Below are 16,687 nucleotides of genomic sequence, written 5' to 3' on the forward strand. Positions count from 1 at the left end.
GTCAATACACTCTCGCCTTCGGTGCAATCTTGGCCGGGTTGATGCCGCCGTCTGCCTCCTTGAGCAGCGTCTCAGTGTGCACGGGCCGGTAGGTGAGCGCCACCTCGCCGGCTTCGTTGAGCCGGGCCAGCGTATGCTTGCGCCAGTTCGCGTCGTCGCGGGCCGAAAAGTCCTCCCGCGCGTGCGCGCCGCGGCTTTCCTTGCGCGCCTCGGCGCCGTAGACGGTGGTGATGGCGTTGGCCATCAGGTTTTCCAGCTCCAGCGTCTCGACCAGATCGGAGTTCCAGATCATCGAGCGATCGAACACTTTTACGTCCTTGAGCTCGCCCCACAGCTGCGAAATGCGCTTGCAGCCGCTTTCCAGCGATTCCTGGGTGCGGAACACCGCTGCGTCCTCCTGCATCGCCTTCTGCATCTTTTCGCGCAAAACCGCTGTCGGGGTCGAGCCGTTGGCGTGGCGCAGCCGGTCGAAGCGGTCCATGATTTTTTCGACGGCGGCCTCGTTGGGCGAGGGGATCGCCGATGTGCGGTCGATCACCTGGCCGGCCCGGATCGCCGCCGCACGGCCGAACACCACCAGGTCGATCAGCGAGTTGGAGCCCAGCCGGTTAGCACCGTGCACCGAGGCGCAGCCGGCTTCGCCGACCGCCATCAGCCCGGGTGACACCTGGTCCGGGTTCAAAGCCGTCGGGTTCAGCACCTCGCCCCAATAATTGGTCGGCACGCCGCCCATATTGTAGTGGACCGTCGGCAGCACCGGGATCGGTTCCTTGGTCAGGTCGACGCCGGCAAAGATCTTTGCCGATTCCGAAATACCGGGAAGCCTCTCGTGCAGCACGGCCGGGTCAAGATGGTCGAGATGCAGAAAGATGTGATCCTTCTTCGGGCCGACGCCGCGGCCCTCGCGGATCTCCAGCGTCATACAGCGCGAGACCACGTCTCGGGAAGCCAGATCCTTGGCTGACGGCGCGTAGCGCTCCATGAAGCGCTCGCCCTCGGAATTGACGAGATAGCCGCCCTCGCCGCGGGCACCCTCGGTGATCAGGCAGCCGGCGCCGTAGATGCCGGTCGGGTGGAACTGCACGAACTCCATGTCCTGCAGCGGCAGGCCTGCGCGTGCGGCCATGCCACCGCCATCGCCAGTGCAGGTATGCGCCGAGGTGGCCGAGAAATAGGCGCGGCCATAGCCGCCGGTCGCCAGCACCACCATCTTCGCCGAAAAGCGGTGGATGGTGCCGTCGTCGAGGTTCCAGGCGACGACGCCGGTGCAGGTGCCGTCCGGCTCCATGATCAGGTCGAGCGCGAAATACTCGATGAAGAACTGCGCATTGTGCTTCAGCGACTGGCCGTAGAGCGTGTGCAGCATGGCGTGGCCGGTGCGGTCGGCGGCCGCACAGGTGCGCTGCACCGGCGGCCCCTCGCCGAAATTCATCATCATGCCGCCGAACGGCCGCTGGTAGATTTTCCCGTCCTCAGTGCGGCTGAAGGGAACGCCGTAATGCTCGAGCTCGTAGACAGCCGCCGGCGCTTCGCGCACCATGTATTCCTGAGCGTCGGTATCGCCCAGCCAATCCGAGCCCTTGACCGTGTCGAAGAGATGCCACTGCCAGTTGTCTGGCCCCATATTGGCGAGCGAGGCGGCAATGCCGCCCTGCGCCGCCACCGTATGCGAGCGCGTCGGGAACACTTTGGTGATGCAGGCGGTGCGCAGGCCCTGCTCGGCCATGCCGAGCGTGGCGCGCAGGCCGGCGCCGCCGGCGCCGACGACCACGACGTCGAATTTGTGATCGACATAGCTATAGGCGGAAGCCGTGTTGGCGTTCTTCGCGTCCTTGGCCAAAAATCAGCCTCCAAATGCCAGTTTAAGCAGGGCGAAGACCGAAGCGACGCCGACGACTACGGGAAAGAATGTGTTGAGAGCGAGCAGCGCCAGCCTGGTGCCCTCGCCATGCACATAGTCTTCGATGATTGCCTGCATGCCGAGCCGCATGTGGTAGAGGACCGACAACAGCACCAGCGCCAGGACCAGTGCCACGAACGGATTGGCAAGTGCGGCGCGCACCTCGAGGTAGCTGGCGCCGTTGAGTGCAATCAGGAAGCCGACGAAGAACAGGACCAGCGGGATGTTGGAAATCGCTGTCAGCCGCTGGCGCCAGAAATGGCCGGTGCCCTCGCGGGCGGAACCGAGGCCGCGGACCTTGGCCAGCGGCGTGCGCATATCGGTGTTCTTGCCGTTCATGTCAGGCTCCCCCGCGCCATGTAGCCGGCGATCCAGATCAGCAGCGTCAGCGTGACCGAGCCTGCCAGCGTCGCCCAGGCGATCCTCGAGGCGGTATGCTTTTCCAGCCCTGCCCCAGTGTCCCAGATAAGATGCCGGACGCCGCCCAGCATGTGGTGCATCAGCGCCCAGCTGTAGCCGAACAGCACCAGCCGTCCCAGCCACGAGCCGAAAGCCCAGTTGACGGCATTGAAGGTCGCCTCCGAGCTCGCCGCCGCCATCAGCCACAGCGCGACCAGCAGCGTGCCGAAATAGAGCGCCCCGCCGGTGATGCGGTGGACGATCGACATCGTCATGGTGATCGGCGGCCGATAGACGGTCAGGTGCGGCGAAAGCGGCCGTTCACGTCTGGCAAATTCGCGGGTGGCTGGTGATTTGCTCATGGCTCCCCCAGTTCGGCGTCTCTGGAGCCTCAGGTGGGAATGCGGCATTGCCGCTTCCGGTTGCGACTTCGGACAGCCGGTTTCTAATGCTCTTTTTGCACCGCGTCAAAGCCGGAAAACCGTTTCGAAAACGTAATTTAGTCTGATGAAAGCGACGCTTTCAGCTTCAATCGATTAGGACTGTCGCCTTGAGCCGGCACAATGTCGCTGCACTGCAAAATATGGCTGCCGCACCGGGCGGATCAGCGTTTACAGGCCAGCGGTGATGCACCGCCCTTCATCACCAGCGCATCACGCCCATCGATCACGATTGCGTCATGCGCCTCGCCGTAACGGCTGGTCTGATTGGCCGGTGACGCCGGCAGCTCGGAGCTGGTGCCGTCCGGGCCGAGCACGCGCACCGACGTGCCGAGGTTCTCGATGGTCATCACGCTACCGTCGGCGCATTTGTAGGTTGCAGTGCGCGGCTGCGGTGCCGTCGGTTCGCTAGCGGCGGGAGCAAGCGACACGGAAGCGGCGGGCGTATTGCCGAGCTTGGGCGCGCTGGTCTGCGGCGCGCAGGCGGCGGCAGCCAGCAGCGGCGGAATGGCCAGCGCCATCCGAAACGTGCGGCGTAATCTCATATGCTGCTTTCCCCCGCGCGCATCGAGCCCGCCGCGATGCTTCGGCAGGCCACCGGATTTCATGCTTTTTAAGTCGCGCTCGATGCCGGCGATGGTGGGAACAAGGCATGGCCGAATGATGGCCGGTGGGTGATCGAGTATTAACCATGTTTTCCGAGACCTCGCCCCGGCTGCGGTTGCCCTCTTAACAAAGGTTAATAAAAGGTTAATTTCTGATTCGAGGAGGCTTGCCTCTCAGCAATGGAGCAGCACGCCATGCATTCGAATTCAGCAGGATCGCGCCTTCCCTGGTTCCTAGTGGCGGCGCTCGCCTTCGGCATCGCCGCACCGGCATTCGCCGGGACGCGCCACCACGACCGCGTCTATGCCGATTCCTTCGGCAATCTGGTCATCGAAAGCGCCGCCGGCTACAAGCGTATCCTCGTCGGCGAGGGCAAGCTGGCCAAGGAATTGTCCGACTACACCGGCGCCGGCCAGCCCCACGTGATCTACGAAAACGAATCGGACGATGTTCGCAGCGGCGACTGCTACAGGCCGCCGGTTTTCGTGAAGGGCCGCAGCTATATGTACGGCCTCTCCGACGGCGAGATGCCGGAGCTCAGCCCCTGCCGCTGACGGCCACGCCGCCCTTTGTCGACGGCGCCGGCAGGGCTACAGCCGACCCCACCGAGACACGCACGCAGTCGCGGCCGCTGCCCTTCGCCTGATAGAGCGCTTTGTCGGCGCGCCGCAGCAGGTCGGAAAAGCTTTCGCCCGGACCAAGCTCGGCAACGCCGAAGCTGGCGCTGCAGCGATGATCCGCCGGCAGGCAGTCGATCGGCGTGGCACCGAAGGCGCTACGCGTGCCCTCGGCAAAGAGCCGGGCGGCGGCTAGGTTGGTCCCCGGCAGGAAAATAGCGAATTCCTCGCCGCCGATGCGGCCGGCGACATGATGGTCGGCCGCGGCCTCGCGGAGGAAACCGGAAAGGTCTCGATGACCCGATCGCCGGACGCGTGGCCGTAAGTATCGTTGATGCGCTTGAAATGGTCGAGATCGGCAATGACCAGTGCCGCCGGAACGGCGCGCCGCATGGCATCGCGCAGTGCGATCTCGGCATGGCGCTCGAAGCCGCCACGGTTGAGCAGCCGCGAAAGCGTGTCGGTTTCCGACTTCGACGTCGCCTCGGCGAGCACGTCGCGGACCAGGATAGCCAGCGTCACCAGCGCAAGCGCCAGGCCGAACACGGTGCCGATAGACTGCGACACCAACGCGTAGCTGGTCTGCGCATAAGATTGCGGGTTGGCACCCCAGCCACCAAGCGCATGGGCGATGAAGGGTTTGCTGGCGAACTGCAAGGTGCTGGCCGCCAGGACAGCCATCAGCATATAGTCGAGCCGCTCGCGTCTTTGCCTGGACGACAAGACGATCGCCAGCCCGGTGAATTGCATGGCCGCATAGGGAAGCTGGTAGGCTGCCATTCGCACAAAGGATTGGCGTGGCAGGTCCTGGACGAAGTAGACCGCGAGGGTGGCGAAGACCAGGAAGAACAGCATCGGCAGCCAAGGCGGCGAAACGCGGTATTTATGGGCAAGCCCGCCATTGAAGGCGACGGTTGCGCCAAGGAAGGCGGCAAAGGCGGCGACAACCACGGGGCGCGCATTGTCGAAGGCAGGGATGCTGAACTCAATCGCGAAATAGGCCATGCCGAGCGCATAGCCGAACGCCAGCCAGCGCGCCGATACACGTCCGGCGTCATAGACCGCTATCGTCATGAACGCCGCCGCCAGCAGCCCGGCAACGAACAGGTTGATCACCAGGATGAAATTAGCGCTGCCCATGGCGTTTTGGCACTCCCCCCCGAACAGCAAATCACCGACGCGCGAAAAAGACGTTAATTCGAAGCCGCCGCTGACGCTCAGCCAGCACTGGTCCGATTGGGAAGGACGACCGTTTCAGGCCGCTGATAGGACAGGCATACGCTGTCGCGGCCACTCCTTTTGGCTTTATAGAGCGCTTCGTCGGCGCGCCGCATCAGCGGGTCCAGTCCTTCGTCGCTAGTGCGGGCGGCCACGCCGAAGCTCGCGGTCACTCTTGTCTCGGGCGGAAGCCCGTCGATTCTGCCCGCCGAATAGAGCGTGCGAATGGTTTCGGCAAACAGTCTTGCCGCACCAAGGTCGCTGAGCGGCAACAGCACGGCGAACTCTTCGCCGCCGATACGGCCGGCAACGCCGCGCGTACCTGCAGCCGACAGAAGCTTGGCAGCGAAGTCGGCGATGACGCGGTCGCCGGCCGCGTGGCCATGCTGATCGTTAAGTGCCTTGAAATGATCGAGATCGGCAAGCACCAGCGCAACCGGCAATTGCGCCGTGGCACAGTGCTGCAGGACAAGCATGGCGCGCTCCTCGAAGCCGCGGCGGTTGAGCAGGCCCGACAGCGGGTCTGTCAGGGTTTCGGTCTTCAGGGCCTTCATCACATCGAGCGCGGCGGCGCCGAACAGGCAAAGTGCAATAAGCAGCGACAGCAATGCATGCGACAGCAGCGCCGTCGTCCAATAGGACGAGGTGTAAAGCCCTTCATAGCTGGTGAACGGCCCATGCGCGATGACGACGGCAAGCGTCCGCGCCAGGAAGTTCAGGCCGGAAAGCAGCGACAGCACGAACAGGATCATTTCTGTCGGGCCGTTGTTGCGCACCACGCGCAACTCGGCGGCGACAACCAGGCTGATGCCGCCGAAGCTGAAATTGATGGCAAGGATGCGCCAGGTGAGATCCGGCCGGGCAAAAAGAAACCACGAGAACGCGGCCAGGCCGCCGCAGGCCAGAATGCCGACCGCCGGGTAAGGCACGCGCCGCCCATAGCGCGCAATGACCGCGCCGGCGAGACAGCAGGTGGCGAAGGTGAAGCACAGGATCGAGATGAGCTTGGTCGGTGCCATGCCGACCGGCAGCGTGAAATACTGGAGCAGGAAGCCTGCGGCCGAGGCCGAGTAGCCCGCCGCCAGCACAGCCAGATAGGAACGGTGGCGCTGATAGAACCACAGCACGAGAAATGCCGCGCCGAGTGTGAGGGCGATGCCTGGATTGAGCAGCGCTATGAGCAGGCCGGTGTCCAAGCGCTGTAATTTCCCCTCGCTTCCCCTTGGAGGACCTTAGAGCGTAAGCCCAAACAAGCGGTTAAGCGAAAGCGAATATACGACGGGTGCGTCGACAAAGCCGCTGGGCGGAACCGCGAACGGCGAGCGGCGTTTCACGACGGCAACCAGGAGACGCTCCGATGGCCGACACGATCATGCTGACCGATCACGATGCAATTCGCTCATGGGCCGCGGCGCGCGCCGGCTTTCCGGCGATCGTCGACGTGTCGCCCGAAGCCGGAACGCAGCCCATGCTGAGGCTGGTCTTCGGCCAGCATGCCTACCAGGACCAGGATGAGGCCGAACGCCCGGTCAATGCCGGCGGCTACGAACTGGTCGAATGGGACGAATGGTTCAAACTCTTCGACGAGCGCCAACTGGCGCTGGTCGTCGCAAAGGATCAACCCGGCCGCCGTGAGGGATTCCACGAATTCGTCAGACGGCCCGGCTGAAGAATGCCCGAACCGCATTGCGGCTCGGGCACCTCATATCCGACTGCGCGCGCCCTGCGCTATTTCCACTCGCGGATGTCGACGAAATGGCCGGCGATCGCCGCCGCCGCCGCCATTGCCGGCGACACCAGATGCGTGCGGCCCTTGAAGCCTTGGCGCCCTTCGAAATTGCGGTTCGAGGTCGAGGCGCAGCGCTCATGCGGCTTCAGCCGGTCGTCGTTCATGGCAAGGCACATCGAGCAGCCCGGCTCGCGCCAGTCAAAGCCGGCGGCGACAAAGATCTTGTCGAGGCCTTCGGCCTCTGCCTGTTCCTTGACCAGACCGGAGCCCGGCACGATCATCGCACTGACCCGTGGGTTGACCTTCTTGCCCTCGATCACCTTGGCGGCGGCGCGCAGATCCTCGATGCGGCCATTGGTGCAGGAACCGATGAAGACGCGGTCAAGTTCGATATCGGTGATCTTGGTGCCCGGCGTCAGGCCCATATAGTCGAGTGCGCGTTGCTTGGACGTGCGCTTGTTCTCGTCAGTGATGTCGTCCGGGTTCGGCACGATGCCTTGCACCGAGACCACGTCTTCGGGCGAGGAGCCCCAGGAGACGATCGGCGGCAGTTTTGCCGCGTCGAGCACGACCACCTTGTCGAAATGCGCGCCTTCGTCGGACTGCAGCGTCTTCCAGTAGGCGAGCGCGGCATCCCAAGCTTCGCCCTTGGGGGCGCGCGGCTTGTCCTTGACATAGGCGAAGGTGGTCTCGTCGGGCGCGATCAGGCCGGCGCGCGCGCCGGCTTCGATCGACATGTTGCAGATCGTCATGCGGCCTTCCATCGACAGCGCCCGGATCGCCTCGCCGGCATATTCGATGACATAGCCGGTGCCGCCGGCCGTGCCGATTTCGCCGATGATGGCGAGGATGATGTCCTTGGCGGTGACGCCTTCCGGCAGCGCGCCGTCGACGCGCACCAGCATGTTCTTGGCCTTGCGCTGGATCAGCGTCTGCGTCGCCAGCACATGCTCGACTTCCGAGGTGCCGATGCCATGCGCCAGCGCGCCGAACGCGCCATGCGTCGAGGTGTGGCTGTCGCCGCAGACGATGGTCATGCCGGGCAGCGTAAAGCCCTGCTCGGGACCGATGATGTGGACGATGCCCTGGCGGATGTCCTTCTCGGAATAATACTCGACGCCAAAATCCTTGGCGTTCTTGGCCAGCGCCTCGACCTGGATGCGGCTTTCCTCGTTCTTGATGCCGAACTTGCGCTCCGGCGAGGTCGACACATTATGGTCGACCACTGCCAGCGTCTTTTCCGGATGCCGAACCTTGCGGCCGGTCATGCGCAGGCCTTCGAAAGCCTGCGGGCTGGTCACTTCGTGGACGAGGTGGCGGTCGATGTAGAGCAGGCAGGTGCCGTCGTCCTGGCGGTCGACGACATGGTCGTCGAAAATCTTGTCGTAGAGGGTGCGCGGTGCGCTCATGTGCGTAAATCCGTCGATTTTAAAAAGGGAAAAGGACGCCGGTCGGCCCGGCGAAGCAGCCTGGCGAGTCTGCCCTAGCTAAGTCGGCTGGTCAGCGCTCCGCAGACGCGCGCGGAAAATCGCGACGGCAGGCGTTTTCTGTCCTGCAGCACGAAACCCTTATAGGCCGGATCGCCAAAAAGCTCTTCCATGGGGTGGCTCATATCAATGTTTTGGCTTTTCAGCAATCGCGTCTGCCTTCGCAGGCGCTTCACAGCACCTCGAACACAAACGTTTTCACCAGCGCGTCGGGCTCAGCGATCGCATAGCAGCGGAACCACGGGCTCTCCTCGACCGGCCGCCATTTTTTCGCCTGCTCCAGTTCGCTAAACACGGCCTTAAACCTGCCGCTTTCAAACACCTGGTCACGGACCGTAAAGATGGCGTGGCCGCCCGTCCTGGTGATGCGTACCAGTTCATGCAGGCCCGACGCCGGCGCGTGGCCGATGGTGAACACGCCGGTCGAGAAAAAGGCGCGGAAATACCCGTCCGGCCAAGGCAATGGCCCGCCGAGCATCGCCTGTTTCAGCTCGCTGTAGGCCTGCCGGCTGCCGGCGATTTTCAGCATGTCCTGCGAGAGGTCGAGCCCGGCAATGTCGTGGTAGCCGAGCGCCTTGAGCGACGGCCCCGACAGGCCGGTGCCGCAGCCGGCGTCGAGCAGCGGCCCTTCGCCTGGCGGCACGTGGCGCGCCACCCAGGCGGTGATCAGGAACGGCAGGAGATAGCCGAGCGCCGCGGTTTCGCCGTCATAGGTCGCGGCCCATTGCGCATAGGCCTTGGCGAGCGCCTCAGGCGTGTCGGCCGTGTAGACCGCTTCCAGCGCCGCATTGGCCTTGTCGATGATCATGGGTCCTCCCCGGTCGCGTCCGCTCGATGGTAGCGCCGATTTCGCCTGCCTTCTATTCCCCATTCTGGTGGCGCAGCCGCTTCTCCAGCGCCCGCAGGGCCAGCGACAGGCCGACGGTCAGCATGAGATAGATATAGGCGACGATCGAATAGGTTTCGAAGAAGCGGAACGAGCCGGCGGCGTAGATCTTGCCCATCTGGGTGATGTCGGCGACGCCGAGCACCGAGACCAGCGAGGAATCCTTGACCATGGCGACGAAATCATTGCCGAGCGGCGGCAGGATGGTGCGGATCGCCTGCGGAAAGACGACCAGCCGGAAGCGCTGCGTGCGCGTCAGCCCGAGCGCCTTCGCCGCCTCGATCTGGCCTTTCTCTACCGCCTGGATACCGGCGCGGAACACCTCCGAGATGAAGGCGGAATAGCCGATGGTCAGCGCCATAATGGCGCGCCATAGCAACGACACGTCGCGTACCAGCAGCTCACCGAAGAGGCCGGCGCTTTGCAGCGGCGCCGTCAGCGCGTTCCATGCCGCAACGAAGGCCGGCGCGCCGGCAAAGGCGATCCAGAACAACAGCACCAGCATCGGCACGCCGCGGATGATCTCGACATAGAAGCGGCCAATCTGGCTGAGCCAGCGTGAGTCCGACAGGCCCATCAGCGCGACGCCGAGGCCGATCGCGCAAGCCAGCGCGAAGGCGACCACAGTGACGAAGATGGTGACGCCGATGCCCTTGGCGACGGTTGCGAAGACCTGGGCATAGAGATCGCTGGCAGCGATGAAGATGGCGGCAGCCAAGGCGATCGCCACGGCCACGGCAAGCCACCACGGGAAGTCGGATTTGGCGGTGGCTGGGGGCGCCGGCGGCATCAAGCAATACCGGTGATAGAGTCACGAAGGCAGCGTTCTGTCACACCCCCCTCTGGCCTGCCGGCCATCTCCCCCTCAAGGGGGGAGATCGGCAGCTTTGACCTCGCCGCCCGTTCTGCAACACTGAAAATTGGCGAAAGCCGATGCGAAATCCAATCTCCCCCCTTGAGGGGGAGATGTCCGGCAGGACAGAGGGGGGTGTACGAGCGCAGAGTCAGCGCGAGTTCCCGCGCACAATCGTCATGAAATGCGCGCAACAAGCGGGCCTACTGCCCCATCTTGTAGTCGAGGAACCACTTCTTGTTGAGCGCGTCGAGCGTGCCGTCGGCCTTGAGCGCGGCGATTGCCGCGTTGACCGGCTTCACCAGATCGGAGCCCTTGGGGAAGATGAAGCCGAAATCCTCGGTGCCGAGCGGCCCGCCGATCAGCTTCAGCCCGCCATTGGACGCATCGACATAGCCCTTGCCGGCAGTGCCGTCGGTGAGCACGACATCGACGTCGCCGGCCTTCAGAGCCTGCACCGTCGCGCCGAATGTCTCGAACAGCTTGATGCGCGGGTTCTGCTCGTTGCCGTCGAGCACGCTGTAGACGGCGGTGTAGAACGGCGTGGTGCCGGCCTGCGCGCCGATCAGCCCGTCCTTGAAGGCGGCAAACGTCTTGGCATCGCTGAAGCGCTTCTCGTCGCCGCGCACCAGCATGAACTGTTCCGAGCGCATATAGGGGTCGGAGAAATCGACCTTCTGCTTGCGGTCGTCTTTGATGGTGATGCCGGTCATACCGATGTTGTACTGATTGTCGGTAACCGCCTGGATCATCGCGTCCCAGGAGGTATTCTGGTACTCGACCTTGAAGTTCAGCCGCTTGGCGATCTCGTTCATCGCGTCATATTCCCAACCGATCTGCTTGCCGGTCTTGGCATCGATGAACTGCAGCGGCGGATAGGCGTTTTCGGTCACCACCACCACTTTCTTGCCGCCGAGGTCGGGCAGCGCCTGCGCCAGAGCCGCGACGGGCACGAGAAGGCAAGCCAGCAGGCCGGCCAGCAGCAGTTTCCAATTGATCATGACGATGCTCCCCAGGAACTGAACCGCCTCGATCGACCGAGGCATGCAGGAAATCCGGCGCCGACTTTAGCTTTCCGCCGGCGCCTTGCAAGCCGCTCCGATGCGCCGCCCGGCACGAAAATGGATTCCAATGCTTTCAACGGTGTCATTACGGAACGATCCGTTTCGATACCCGACCAACGCGGCCCGGCAAAATCGAATCCACCTCACGAAACAAAAAGGCGGCCGAAGCCGCCTTTCCGAAAACATGGCTTTTGAAGACGCCTTATTCGGCGGCAGTTGCTTCGGCGGCCTTGGCTGCCTCGTCGGCGGCTTTCTTCTCGGCGGCGTCCTGCGCGGCCTTCTCGGCGGCCAGCGCCTGGGCGGCGGCCACTTTCTCGGCCTCGATGCGCGCCTTCTCGGCGTTCAGCGCATCGCGCTCTTCGTCGTTCAGCTTGCGGGCACGCACGCCGGTGTTTTCCGAAATGCGGGCCGACTTGCCGCGACGGTCACGCAAATAGTACAGCTTGGCGCGACGCACCTTGCCGCGGCGCACGATCTCGACGCCCTCGACCATTGGCGAATAGACCGGGAACACACGCTCCACGCCTTCGCCGTAGGAGATCTTGCGGACGGTGAAGCTCTCCTGGAAACCGGCGCCGGCGCGGGCGATGACGACGCCCTCGTAGGCCTGGACGCGGGTGCGGGTGCCTTCGGTCACGCGGACCTGGACGCGCACGGTGTCGCCGGGCTGGAATTCGGGAAGCTTGCGCTTGGCTTCGATCTTGGCGGCCTGCTCGGCCTCGAGCTGACGGAGGATGTCCATCTCATAGATCCACTTCTTGTTCTTCCGACAGTCAGAGCGTCCGACACTCGCCTTGCAGTCGCATCGACCGCTCGGCTATGCCCTTCGTTCGAGAACGTCTGTTCGAGAACATCGGGCAGGGGCGACTACACCGTCATTGTTGACGGGCCAGAAGATCGCTCTTGGCAAATTTTCTTCCGGTTCGGCGCGCACATACAGCTATTTCGGCGCTTTGTCACGCCTTCGCTGTCTCTTTTTTGGCGCTGCTTCTTTTTGGCTGGCGCCCGCTGTGGCAATCCCATGATCGCTTGTGGTCCAGGGGGTTGCGCCCGCGCGTCAAGCTTTCTAAGCCGGAAGATAAGCATTTTTCCTCCAGCGACGACACCCCTCATGCCAATCTTGGACGCGGTCCTGCTCTTTCTCGCCGGCTTTCTATCAGGCGCGGTCAACGCCGTTGCCGGCGGCGGCACGTTCATTACCTTTGGCGCCATGACCCTGGCCGGCCTGCCGCCGATCGTCGCCAATGCGACATCATCGGTGACGCAATTTCCTGGCTACATCACCTCGACGCTCGCCTATTGGCACGACATCAAGCATTTCTGGCGCGGCGCACTGCTGCTCAGCCTCATTTCGGCTCTCGGTGCGCTGTCTGGCGCGCTCATCCTTTTAGGGCTCGACAACCCGTCGTTCCGCGCCTTGGTGCCGTGGCTGCTGCTGGCGGCAACCGCGTTGTTCGCTGCCGGGCCATGGCTGAAGCCGGCGCCCAAGCCGGAGCATGAGGCCGCGGTGGGTTCGCTGGTCGGGTCGCTGGCGCAGTTCGCCACCGCCGTCTATGGCGGCTTCTTCGGCGCCGGCATGGGCGTCATGATGCTGGCGACGCTCGGTCTCACCCAGTCCGGCGACTATCACCGGCTGAACGCACTGAAGAACATGCTGGCCGTGGTCATCGCTGCGGTCGCCATCCTGGTCTTTGTCTCGGGCGGCGTCATCGCCTGGCTGCAGGCGATCATCATGATTCCGGGCGGCGCGCTCGGCGGCTATGCCGGCGTCTGGCTCGCCAGGCGCGTGCCGCAGAACGCGGTGCGCGGCTTCGTCATCGCCGTCGGCCTGTTCCTGGCTTTTTACTATTTCGACAAGGGCTGAGCGGCTAAAAGATCCGGCCTTCGCTCTTTCGTCAGCCTCTCCGCTTCGGCCCGCCGCCACGCCGCGATCTTCCTGTGATTGCCCGAAATCAGCACTTCGGGAATCGGCCGGCCCTCGAACTCCTGCGGCCGGGTGTAGTGCGGATGTTCGAGCAGGCCGTTCTCAAAGCTCTCTTCGTCGCCCGACACCGCATTGCCCATGACGCCGGGCAGCAGGCGCACCACGGCGTCGAGCAGCACAAGTGCCGCCGGCTCGCCGCCGGACAGGATGAAGTCGCCGATCGAAACTTCTTCGAGGCCCCGCGCCTCGATGACCCGCTGGTCGACACCTTCGAAGCGGCCGCAGACGATCACCGCACCCGGCCCGGCGGCGAGCTCGCGCACCCGTGCCTGGTTCAGCGGCCGGCCGCGCGGGCTCATCAGCAGGCGCGGACGTGGATCGCCTGTCGGCGAGGCATGGTCGATGGCACTGGCCAGCACGTCTGCCCGCATCACCATGCCGGCGCCGCCGCCGGCCGGTGTGTCATCGACGGTACGGTGACGATCGCTGGCAAAGTCGCGGATCTGGATTGTTTCGAGCGACCAAATGCCGGTCTCGAGCGCGCGTCCGGCCAGCGACAGGCCGAGCGCGCCGGGAAACATCTCGGGATAGAGCGTCAGCACCGAAGCCGAAAAACTCACCGGTTGCCTCCGGCGTCCCTCGGCCCGCGCGGCCTGCCCTTCGGGTCGAAACCGTCGTCACCGGCAGGCTCGCCGTCCTCGTCCTCGACCAACCCTGCGGCGGCTGGATCAACGCGGACAAAGCCGCCGGCGATCGACACTTCCGGAACGGCGGCCTGCGTGAACGGGATGAGCACGCCTTTGCGCCCGGCAAGCGTCACGTCGAGAATGTCGCCGCCGCCGAAATTATGCACGGCGACGACCTTGCCGATGACCGCACCGGTATCGTCCTTGACCTCCAGCCCGACGAGGTCGGCATGGTAGAATTCGTCCTCTTCGCCCTCATCGGGCAACACCGAACGATCGACGAACAATTCGGTGCCGGCGAGCGCCTCGGCGGCATTGCGGTCGTTGACGCCTTTGAACCGCACCACCACCACGGTGTTGGCGGGCCTGATATCGACGATCTGGAAGGCGCGGCCATCCCCGGCGTAGAGCGGACCGTAATCGGCCAGCGCCAGCGGGTCGCCGGTAAAGCTCTTGACGCGCAATTCGCCCTTGATGCCATGCGCGGCACCGATCACGGCCATCTGGACGGGGTTTTGCGGCTTGCTCATCTGCGGAAAATCCTTTGCCTTGCTCTAACCCTAGCCCGTCGTCATTTCAATGATGCCGCTCTTCACCGCTTCCTAACCCGCGTGCCGGAAGATGGCGGGGAATTGGAAGAGCGCAAATGCAGGAATTCCTCATACCGGCAAAACCCGACCTGCAGGCGGCGCGCGAGGCCTGGCTGAAGATGCTGGCGCGCGAACGCCGGCTGTCGCCCGAAACCGTCGAGGCCTATGAGCGCGACACGCGCCAGTTCCTGCATTTTCTGACCGGCCATTGCGGCGGCTCGCCCGGCATTTCCGACATCGCCGATCTGCGCCCCGCTGATTTGCGCGGCTTTCTCGCTGCCCGCCGTGCCGAGGGCGCCGGCGCCCGCACGCTCGGACGCGGGCTGGCTGGCATCCGCTCGCTGCTGCGTTTCCTGGAACGGCGCGGCCTCGCCAATGCGGCGGGTGCGGCAGCCTTGCGCGCGCCGCGACAGCCGAAATCGCTGCCCAAGCCGCTGACCGCAAGCGATGCAAAACACGTTGTCTCGGTAGAAGGCCAGCTGGCGGAGGAGCCGTGGATCGCCGCCCGCAACGCCGCCGTGCTGACCCTGCTCTATGGCTCGGGCCTGCGCATTTCCGAGGCGCTCGGCCTGTCGGGCGCCGATCTGTCCTCGCCTGGTGAGACCGTGCTGCGCGTCACCGGCAAGGGCGGCAAGACGCGGCTCGTGCCGGTGCTGCCGGTGGCGCTGCGCGCGATTGCCGAATACCGCCGCTTGTGTCCCTATCATCTCGATCCCAAGGGCTTGCTGTTTCGCGGTGCCCGCGGCGGCCCGCTCAACCCGGCGATCGTCCAGCGCGACATGGCCAAGCTGCGCTCGGCGCTCAACCTGCCCGACACGGCGACGCCGCATGCACTGCGCCATTCCTTTGCCACGCATCTGCTTGGGCGCGGCGGCGACCTACGCACCATCCAGGAGTTGCTCGGCCACGCCAGCCTGTCGACAACCCAGATATACACCGGCGTCGACACCGCGAGGCTGCTCGAGATTTACGAAGCAGCTCATCCTCGTGCGTGATGGACGCTTGAATCGGTGGCCATCTCGCAACAATTTTGATGCGCCGATTAACCGTTTTGCCGCTTTTTGCGCCTAGAACCGCAGCATGAAACGCCTCATCGCCATCGCCGACCGCGCGACCCATATGTCGCTGAAGCTGCTTGTCGCGCTCAACGCCCTGTTTTTCCTCTCCTTCCTCATCATCGCGCTGCTCGCCGCGGGCAAGGCACGCGCCGAGACTTCGGCCTGCGCCGGTAGCGATATGCTGAGCGCGCTGCAAAAGGACGACCCGGCTGCCTACCGCAAGATCGAGGCAGACGCGGCAGCGACGCCGAACGGCAAGGGCCTGCTGTGGAAGCTCGAAAAATCGGGCGAAAAACCGTCCTTCCTGTTCGGCACCATGCACGTTACCGACCCGCGCGTCACCACGCTGCCACCCGCCGCGCAGAAGGCATTCGATGCGGCTGGCACTGTCATCATCGAGACCACCGAAGTGCTCGACAAGCAGAAGATGATGGCAGTACTGCTGAAAGAGCCGGATCTGATGATGTTCACCGACAAGACGACGCTTTCGTCGCTGCTGTCGCCGGACGATGCGGCGGTGGTCAACAAGGCGCTCGATGCGCGTGGCATCCCGCCAGCGACCGTCGCCAAGATGAAGCCCTGGTTGCTGTCGGCGATGGTGGCGCTGCCTGCATGCGAAGTCGCCCGCCAGGCTGGCGGTGCGCCGGTGCTCGACGTCAAGCTTGCCAAGGACGCCGAGGCTGCGGGCAAATCAGTCGAGGGGCTGGAGACAATCGCCGACCAGCTGCGCGCCATGGCTTCGCTGCCGATCGCCTTTCACCTGAAGGGGCTGGTCGATACGCTGAAGCTTGGCGACAAGGTGAACGACGTCAACGAAACCATGATCGTGCTTTACCGGCGTGGCGACACTGGCATGTACGTACCGCTGTTTCGGACCGTCATTCCCGAACAGGTCGACGACCAATCGGGTTACGCCGAATTCGAGCAGACCATGATCACCAGCCGCAACAAGGTGATGGTCGATCGTGCCGCGCCGATCCTCGCCCACGGCAACGTCTTCATGGCGGTCGGCGCCATGCACCTTCCCGGAGCGCAAGGCTTGGTCGAGGGTTTCCGCAAGGCCGGCTATACTGTGACCGCCGTCAACTGAACAACACTGCGGAGTTGCACACCGAATCATTGCCAAGGCGGGGTCAGTCCTTACTCGTGGCGCGACGGCGGACCAGCTGCGCTTCGTGCCAAGAAACTGAAAAAGGTTCGGTTTGGCTCGATCGAACCCATTTTGCGGTG

The 16,687-nt window shown here is 64.1% G+C and carries 17 protein-coding genes and 1 pseudogene; 5 read left to right on the forward strand and 13 right to left on the reverse strand.

Annotation, left to right across the window (positions count from 1 at the left end):
- Window position 1 precedes the first annotated feature (1 nt).
- The 4 genes from sdhA to NKH13_RS16060 all read right to left on the reverse strand — a co-directional run bounded on the left by sdhA (window position 2) and on the right by NKH13_RS16060 (window position 3,284).
- Window positions 2-1,840: a succinate dehydrogenase flavoprotein subunit gene (gene sdhA, locus NKH13_RS16045; RefSeq protein WP_352912985.1), complete on the reverse strand. Its 1,839-nt coding sequence runs from the start codon at window positions 1,838-1,840 to the stop codon at window positions 2-4.
- Window positions 1,841-1,843: 3 nt separating this feature from the next.
- Window positions 1,844-2,239, reverse strand: coding sequence for a succinate dehydrogenase, hydrophobic membrane anchor protein (sdhD, locus tag NKH13_RS16050; RefSeq protein WP_292663226.1), 396 nt, complete (start codon window positions 2,237-2,239; stop codon window positions 1,844-1,846).
- A complete protein-coding gene (gene sdhC, locus NKH13_RS16055) occupies window positions 2,236-2,661 on the reverse strand; it encodes a succinate dehydrogenase, cytochrome b556 subunit (RefSeq protein WP_352479640.1) in 426 nt (141 codons plus the stop codon). The genes sdhD and sdhC overlap by 4 nt, the downstream gene beginning before the upstream one ends.
- A 242-nt stretch (window positions 2,662-2,903) precedes the next feature.
- Complete coding sequence (locus NKH13_RS16060) at window positions 2,904-3,284, reverse strand: hypothetical protein (RefSeq protein ID WP_352912986.1); 381 nt, start codon at window positions 3,282-3,284, stop codon at window positions 2,904-2,906.
- 255 nt (window positions 3,285-3,539) lie between these two features.
- Between NKH13_RS16060 and NKH13_RS16065 the strand changes: the two genes are divergently transcribed.
- Window positions 3,540-3,899: a hypothetical protein gene (locus NKH13_RS16065; protein ID WP_352912987.1), complete on the forward strand. Its 360-nt coding sequence runs from the start codon at window positions 3,540-3,542 to the stop codon at window positions 3,897-3,899.
- Here the strand turns inward: NKH13_RS16065 and NKH13_RS16070 are convergent.
- Both NKH13_RS16070 and NKH13_RS16075 read right to left on the reverse strand, forming a co-directional pair.
- Window positions 3,883-5,102 (reverse strand): annotated as a pseudogene (locus tag NKH13_RS16070) (GGDEF domain-containing protein). The gene NKH13_RS16065 and the pseudogene NKH13_RS16070 sit on opposite strands and share 17 nt — an antisense overlap.
- Window positions 5,103-5,179: 77 nt before the next feature.
- Window positions 5,180-6,376: a GGDEF domain-containing protein gene (locus tag NKH13_RS16075; RefSeq protein WP_352912988.1), complete on the reverse strand. Its 1,197-nt coding sequence runs from the start codon at window positions 6,374-6,376 to the stop codon at window positions 5,180-5,182.
- A 161-nt stretch (window positions 6,377-6,537) separates the two neighbouring features.
- On the opposite strand from NKH13_RS16075, the gene NKH13_RS16080 reads away from it, so the two are divergent.
- Window positions 6,538-6,849 carry a hypothetical protein gene (locus NKH13_RS16080; RefSeq protein WP_352468075.1) on the forward strand — a complete coding sequence of 104 codons (312 nt, stop codon included), beginning with the start codon at window positions 6,538-6,540 and terminating at the stop codon, window positions 6,847-6,849.
- Window positions 6,850-6,908: 59 nt separating this feature from the next.
- Here NKH13_RS16080 and leuC read toward each other — a convergent pair whose 3' ends face one another.
- From leuC to rplS, 5 genes are all read right to left on the reverse strand, one after another.
- Window positions 6,909-8,318: a 3-isopropylmalate dehydratase large subunit gene (gene leuC / locus NKH13_RS16085; protein WP_352468076.1), complete on the reverse strand. Its 1,410-nt coding sequence runs from the start codon at window positions 8,316-8,318 to the stop codon at window positions 6,909-6,911.
- 250 nt (window positions 8,319-8,568) lie between these two features.
- Entirely contained in the window at window positions 8,569-9,204 is a 636-nt protein-coding gene (locus NKH13_RS16090; protein ID WP_352719341.1) for a class I SAM-dependent DNA methyltransferase, read from the reverse strand.
- A 52-nt stretch (window positions 9,205-9,256) separates the two neighbouring features.
- Complete coding sequence (locus NKH13_RS16095; RefSeq protein WP_352912989.1) at window positions 9,257-10,072, reverse strand: amino acid ABC transporter permease; 816 nt, start codon at window positions 10,070-10,072, stop codon at window positions 9,257-9,259.
- A 266-nt stretch (window positions 10,073-10,338) separates the two neighbouring features.
- Entirely contained in the window at window positions 10,339-11,136 is a 798-nt protein-coding gene (locus tag NKH13_RS16100; protein ID WP_352912990.1) for a transporter substrate-binding domain-containing protein, read from the reverse strand.
- Between the two features lie 265 nt (window positions 11,137-11,401).
- Window positions 11,402-11,941 (reverse strand): 50S ribosomal protein L19, encoded by a 540-nt coding sequence (gene rplS / locus NKH13_RS16105; protein WP_352719344.1) that lies wholly within the window; start codon window positions 11,939-11,941, stop codon window positions 11,402-11,404.
- A 369-nt stretch (window positions 11,942-12,310) separates the two neighbouring features.
- Here rplS and NKH13_RS16110 point away from each other — a divergent pair, with 369 nt between their 5' ends.
- A complete protein-coding gene (locus tag NKH13_RS16110; protein WP_352912991.1) occupies window positions 12,311-13,063 on the forward strand; it encodes a sulfite exporter TauE/SafE family protein in 753 nt (250 codons plus the stop codon).
- Here NKH13_RS16110 and trmD read toward each other — a convergent pair.
- Both trmD and rimM read right to left on the reverse strand, forming a co-directional pair.
- Complete coding sequence (trmD, locus tag NKH13_RS16115; protein WP_352912992.1) at window positions 13,045-13,743, reverse strand: tRNA (guanosine(37)-N1)-methyltransferase TrmD; 699 nt, start codon at window positions 13,741-13,743, stop codon at window positions 13,045-13,047. The two genes, NKH13_RS16110 and trmD, sit on opposite strands and share 19 nt — an antisense overlap.
- A complete protein-coding gene (gene rimM, locus NKH13_RS16120) occupies window positions 13,740-14,339 on the reverse strand; it encodes a ribosome maturation factor RimM (RefSeq protein ID WP_352719347.1) in 600 nt (199 codons plus the stop codon). Before rimM ends, trmD begins: the two co-directional genes overlap by 4 nt.
- A 116-nt stretch (window positions 14,340-14,455) precedes the next feature.
- On the opposite strand from rimM, the gene NKH13_RS16125 reads away from it, so the two are divergent.
- Both NKH13_RS16125 and NKH13_RS16130 read left to right on the forward strand, forming a co-directional pair.
- Window positions 14,456-15,394 (forward strand): tyrosine recombinase XerC, encoded by a 939-nt coding sequence (locus NKH13_RS16125; RefSeq protein WP_352912993.1) that lies wholly within the window; start codon window positions 14,456-14,458, stop codon window positions 15,392-15,394.
- An 85-nt stretch (window positions 15,395-15,479) separates the two neighbouring features.
- Window positions 15,480-16,547: a TraB/GumN family protein gene (locus tag NKH13_RS16130; protein WP_352912994.1), complete on the forward strand. Its 1,068-nt coding sequence runs from the start codon at window positions 15,480-15,482 to the stop codon at window positions 16,545-16,547.
- Window positions 16,548-16,687 lie beyond the last annotated feature (140 nt).

The sequence above is a fragment of the Mesorhizobium sp. M1348 genome, from assembly GCF_040317925.1.
GTDB lineage: Bacteria > Pseudomonadota > Alphaproteobacteria > Rhizobiales > Rhizobiaceae > Mesorhizobium.